The 4,049-nt window shown below is 56.2% G+C and carries 5 protein-coding genes; all 5 read left to right on the top strand.

Annotated elements, in window-relative coordinates; all coding sequences use genetic code 11:
• Positions 1-198 (top strand): hypothetical protein (locus ACIQ3A_RS14160; protein ID WP_396432365.1); only part of this gene is annotated, 198 nt, incomplete at its 5' end.
• A gap of 2 nt (positions 199-200) precedes the next feature.
• Positions 201-1,250: an adenosine deaminase gene (locus ACIQ3A_RS14155; protein WP_396432364.1), complete on the top strand. Its 1,050-nt coding sequence runs from the start codon at positions 201-203 to the stop codon at positions 1,248-1,250.
• A gap of 24 nt (positions 1,251-1,274) precedes the next feature.
• On the top strand, positions 1,275-2,717 hold the full coding sequence (locus ACIQ3A_RS14150; RefSeq protein WP_396432363.1) for a Fic family protein: 1,443 nt from the start codon (positions 1,275-1,277) through the stop codon (positions 2,715-2,717).
• 22 nt (positions 2,718-2,739) lie between these two features.
• Entirely contained in the window at positions 2,740-3,540 is an 801-nt protein-coding gene (locus ACIQ3A_RS14145) for a metallophosphoesterase family protein (RefSeq protein ID WP_396432362.1), read from the top strand.
• A 17-nt stretch (positions 3,541-3,557) separates the two neighbouring features.
• Positions 3,558-3,851: a YciI family protein gene (locus tag ACIQ3A_RS14140; RefSeq protein WP_396432361.1), complete on the top strand. Its 294-nt coding sequence runs from the start codon at positions 3,558-3,560 to the stop codon at positions 3,849-3,851.
• Positions 3,852-4,049 lie beyond the last annotated feature (198 nt).

Raw genomic sequence — 4,049 nt, 5'->3', positions numbered from 1 at the left:
TCCTACGCCCTGCACGATGGCAATGGGCTGCACGTGGGCAACTTCAAGTGGATCAACGGCCAATGGAAGTTCAAGGCCATGGGTTATGGACCTGAAGGCCAAGTGATGCCAGGCCATGGGCCTTTGACAGATCGGCACAACGCCCTTTTTGCGCAACTGGATGAAGCCACCATCTGCGCCTATTTTTTTAAAGAATGAACATGTTCAAAGTCCATGCTGTGCCCCCGGAACGCTTATCCGAGTTGTTGTGCGTCATGCCCAAGGCCGAGTTGCACATCCACATCGAAGGCTCGCTTGAGCCCGAATTGATCTTTTCCCTGGCCCAGCGCAACGGCGTGAGCTTGCCTTATGCCGACGTGCAGGCGCTGCGCAATGCCTATGCATTCACCGACTTGCAAAGCTTTCTGGACCTTTACTACGCCGGCGCCAGCGTGCTGCTTCATGAGCAAGATTTTTACGACATGGCGTGGGCGTATTTTTTGAAAGCAAAGGCCGACCATGTGGTGCGGGCCGAGCTGTTTTTTGACCCACAAACCCACACGACTCGGGGTGTGCCCATGGCCAGCGTGATCGAAGGCCTGCGCCGCGCTTGTCGCGATGCGCAAACGCAGCTGAACATCAGCGCTGATTTGATCTTGTGTTTTTTGCGCCACCTGTCTGAAGAAGATGCCTTGGCCACGCTGGAAGAAGCCATGCCTTGGCGCGATCACTTCATTGGCGTGGGTCTTGATTCCAGCGAAGTGGGTCACCCGCCAGAGAAGTTTGCCCGCGTTTTTGCGCGTGCCCGTGAGCTGGGTTTGCATGTCGTCGCCCATGCGGGCGAGGAGGGACCACCCGCCTACATCTGGAGTGCCCTCGATGTTTTGAAAGTGGAACGCATCGACCACGGCGTGCAAGCCATCCACGATGCAGCCCTCATGAAGCGGCTGGCCGATGAGCAGACGCCACTCACCGTCTGCCCGCTGTCCAACCTCAAGTTGTGTGTGTTCAACAGCCTGGCCGATCACAACCTGGGCCAGATGCTGGAGGCTGGCCTGTGCGTGACGATCAACTCGGACGACCCCGCCTACTTTGGCGGCTACCTGAACGACAACTACCTGCAGACTTTTGCGGCTTTGCATTTGAACGCGCAACAAGCCTACAAATTGGCCGCCAACAGCATCGAGGCGAGCTTTGCACCCGAGGCAGACAAGCACCGCTGGATGCACGAGCTGAAAGCGTGTTTCCTGGGGTTTGCGGAGCAAGATTGAGTTTTTGCCTGTCAAAATGGCGAGATGCTCAAGCAAGAATCCCAGCACACAGAATGGAAAGAAACCTGGCGCGATGACTATCTGCGCTGGGTTTGTGGATTTGCCAATGCACAAGGCGGCCGCTTGCTGCTTGGGGTGAATGACAAGGGGCAAGTGGTGGGCTTGTCCGGTTCGGCCAAGCTACTGGAAGACTTGCCAAACAAGGTGCGCGATTTGTTGGGCATCGTGGTGGACGTTAACCTGCATGCCGAAGGTGATTTGCCCTACATCGAGTTGGTGGTTCAGGCCTATTCCAACCCGATCAGCTACCGTGGCCACTACTACATGCGCAGCGGCAGCACGCTGCAAGAGCTCAAAGGCGCGGCCCTGGACCGCTTTCTGTTGGGGCGCCATGGCCGCACTTGGGACGGTGTGCCGCTGCCCCAGTTCAGCTTGGCCGATGTGTCGGCACCAGCCATGGCGCGGTTTCGCAAGCTGGCCCTGCGCAGCGGGCGGCTGGATGCAGAGACAATGGCCGAGAGCGATGTCAACTTGCTTGACAAGCTGCGCCTGAAAGAGGGGGCGTATTACCAACGCGCTACAGCCTTGTTGTTTGCCGCAGACCCCCAACGTTTTGTGATGGGAGCTTTTGTGAAGGTGGGTTATTTTGAGTCAGAGACCGAGTTGCTTTACCACGACGAGGTCGAAGGCGATTTGTTCCACCAAGTTAAGAACTCGCTGGACCTGCTGCTGACCAAATACCTGAAGGCGGTCATTTCTTACGACGGCATTGTGCGGGTAGAGACCTTTCCAGTGCCGCGCGCCGCGCTGCGCGAGGCACTGCTGAATGCGCTGGTGCACCGCGACTATGCAGTGACCGCGCCGGTCCAGATACGGGTTTACGAAAACCGCTTGCGCATCTGGAACCCTGCGGTCTTGACCGAAGGCTGGACCTTGGACACACTGCTGGGCGCACATTCGTCCAGCCCTTATAACCCGGCCATTGCAAATGCCTTTTTCAGGGCGGGTGAGATCGAGGCTTGGGGCCGTGGGGTGGAGCGCATTTTTGCGGCATGCGCGGCGGCGGGCACGCCCAAGCCCGTGCTGCGTTATCAACCCTTTGACATGTGGATGGAGTTCCCATTTGACCCCGCATATTTGATGGTGCTCAGGGCGGGGCAGGGGCAGAGCGAACAAGTCCAAGCCCAAGTCACCCCCCAAGTCACCCCCCAAGTCACCCCCCAAGTCACCCCCCAAGTCACCCCTGAAATTTTCAGGATGCTAGCGGCCATCGATGGCGAGATGACGCGCGCCGAAATCATGGTCGCTTTGGGCTTGCGAAATACAAAGCATTTCCGAATTCATTACCAACAAGCAGCGGTTTCCCGTCAGTTGATTGAAATGACAATTCCGAGCAAACCCAACAGCCGACTCCAAAAATACAGACTGACTCAAGCAGGTCGGCGCTTGCTTGTTGGGCAGGGTTAAAAAAACACCTCGGAGAACCGTGATGCGTTTGGCCTTTGTTTCAGATATTCATGGCAATTTGGCTGCTTTGGACGCAGTGATTGCCGACATGAGCCACCGGAAAATTCAGTGTGTGGTGAATTTGGGTGACAGCTTGAGCGGCCCATTGCTGCCACTTGAAACTGCAGACCGACTTAAGAATTTGCCATGGCTGCATGTCGCAGGTAACCATGAACGGCAGGTGTTGCGCTTACCCATCGAGCGTCAAAATTTGTCGGATGCATACACATCGGGTCAATTGAATCCGTTTGTTAAAAATTGGTTGGCGTTGCACGCTGACCCAGCGGACCCTCGGCTGCACAACGCAAAAATTTGGCCTGAACGATTGGGCCATGATGTGGCACTGTGTCACAGCAGTCCTCGCAGCGATATCGAATACTTGTTGGAAACACCCGAAAGCGAGTCTGCCCGATTGGCGAACGTGACAGAAATTGAAGCGCGTTTGGCGGGGCTCATACCGGAAAGCATCACCTTACTGGCCTGCGGTCACAGTCACGTTCCCAGGGCGGTTCGTTTGAGATCCAAGCTGCTCATCGTCAACCCGGGTAGCGTCGGTTTGCCTGCTTACGATGACGATCACCCTTACCCTTTGTCCAAGTTCCATCGCATAGAGAACGGCAGCCCCGATGCGCGTTATGCGGTGGTCGAAAAATCGGGTGGGGAATGGCATTGTGAGTTGATCAGCGTGGCGTATGACCATGAATCCATGGCGATTTTGGCCGACAAGCGTGCACGACCGGATTGGGCTCATGCCTTGAGAACTGGGTGTATGCCCAGGGTTTGAATCATGGAGGATTGAACATGTTGTTTGCCGTTTTGTTCACTGACCGTCCCGACCAAGGCGCTTTGCGTGCCACGCATTTGCAGGCCCACATGGATTGGGTGGCAGCACATCAAGAGCAAGTGCGTGTGGCGGGTAGCTTGCGTGAGCAGTTAGGGCAGGTGCCCAAAGGTGGTTTGTGGATCGTGGAGGCCGAGTCCAAGGACCGTGTTCATCAACTGATGCAGACCGACCCCTTTTGGACTTGTGGACTGCGCCAGAGCGTGGAGGTTCTGCATTGGAGTAAAGCGTTGGACCAGCAAGTGCGAGTCTGAGGTTTTTTTCACACGCCGTCCTGTTCTCATGATTTGCTCTGAGCTTTAGATGAGGCGGCTGACTGATCCGGATAAAGCGGCCATGTAAAATCACATTCGAAGCCCGCCGCCCCGGCGGGCTTTGTTTTGTTCAATCTTCGGGGCCATGTAGAGGACTACCATGTATAAAAACCTCGCTGCCACGCTCGTGGCCGCCTG

The sequence above is a fragment of the Limnohabitans sp. genome (assembly GCF_044361985.1).
Classification (GTDB): domain Bacteria; phylum Pseudomonadota; class Gammaproteobacteria; order Burkholderiales; family Burkholderiaceae_C; genus Limnohabitans_A.
This window is presented reverse-complemented; position numbering and strand designations above follow the sequence as displayed.

What these genes read in the sequence shown, in the direction of transcription:
- ACIQ3A_RS14155 (WP_396432364.1), top strand. Translation starts at nt 201, where the DNA reads ATGTTCAAAGTCCATGCTGTGCCCCCGGAACGCTTATCCGAGTTGTTG.
- ACIQ3A_RS14145 (WP_396432362.1), top strand. Translation starts at nt 2,740, where the DNA reads ATGCGTTTGGCCTTTGTTTCAGATATTCATGGCAATTTGGCTGCTTTG.
- ACIQ3A_RS14150 (WP_396432363.1), top strand. Translation starts at nt 1,275, where the DNA reads ATGCTCAAGCAAGAATCCCAGCACACAGAATGGAAAGAAACCTGGCGC.
- ACIQ3A_RS14140 (WP_396432361.1), top strand. Translation starts at nt 3,558, where the DNA reads ATGTTGTTTGCCGTTTTGTTCACTGACCGTCCCGACCAAGGCGCTTTG.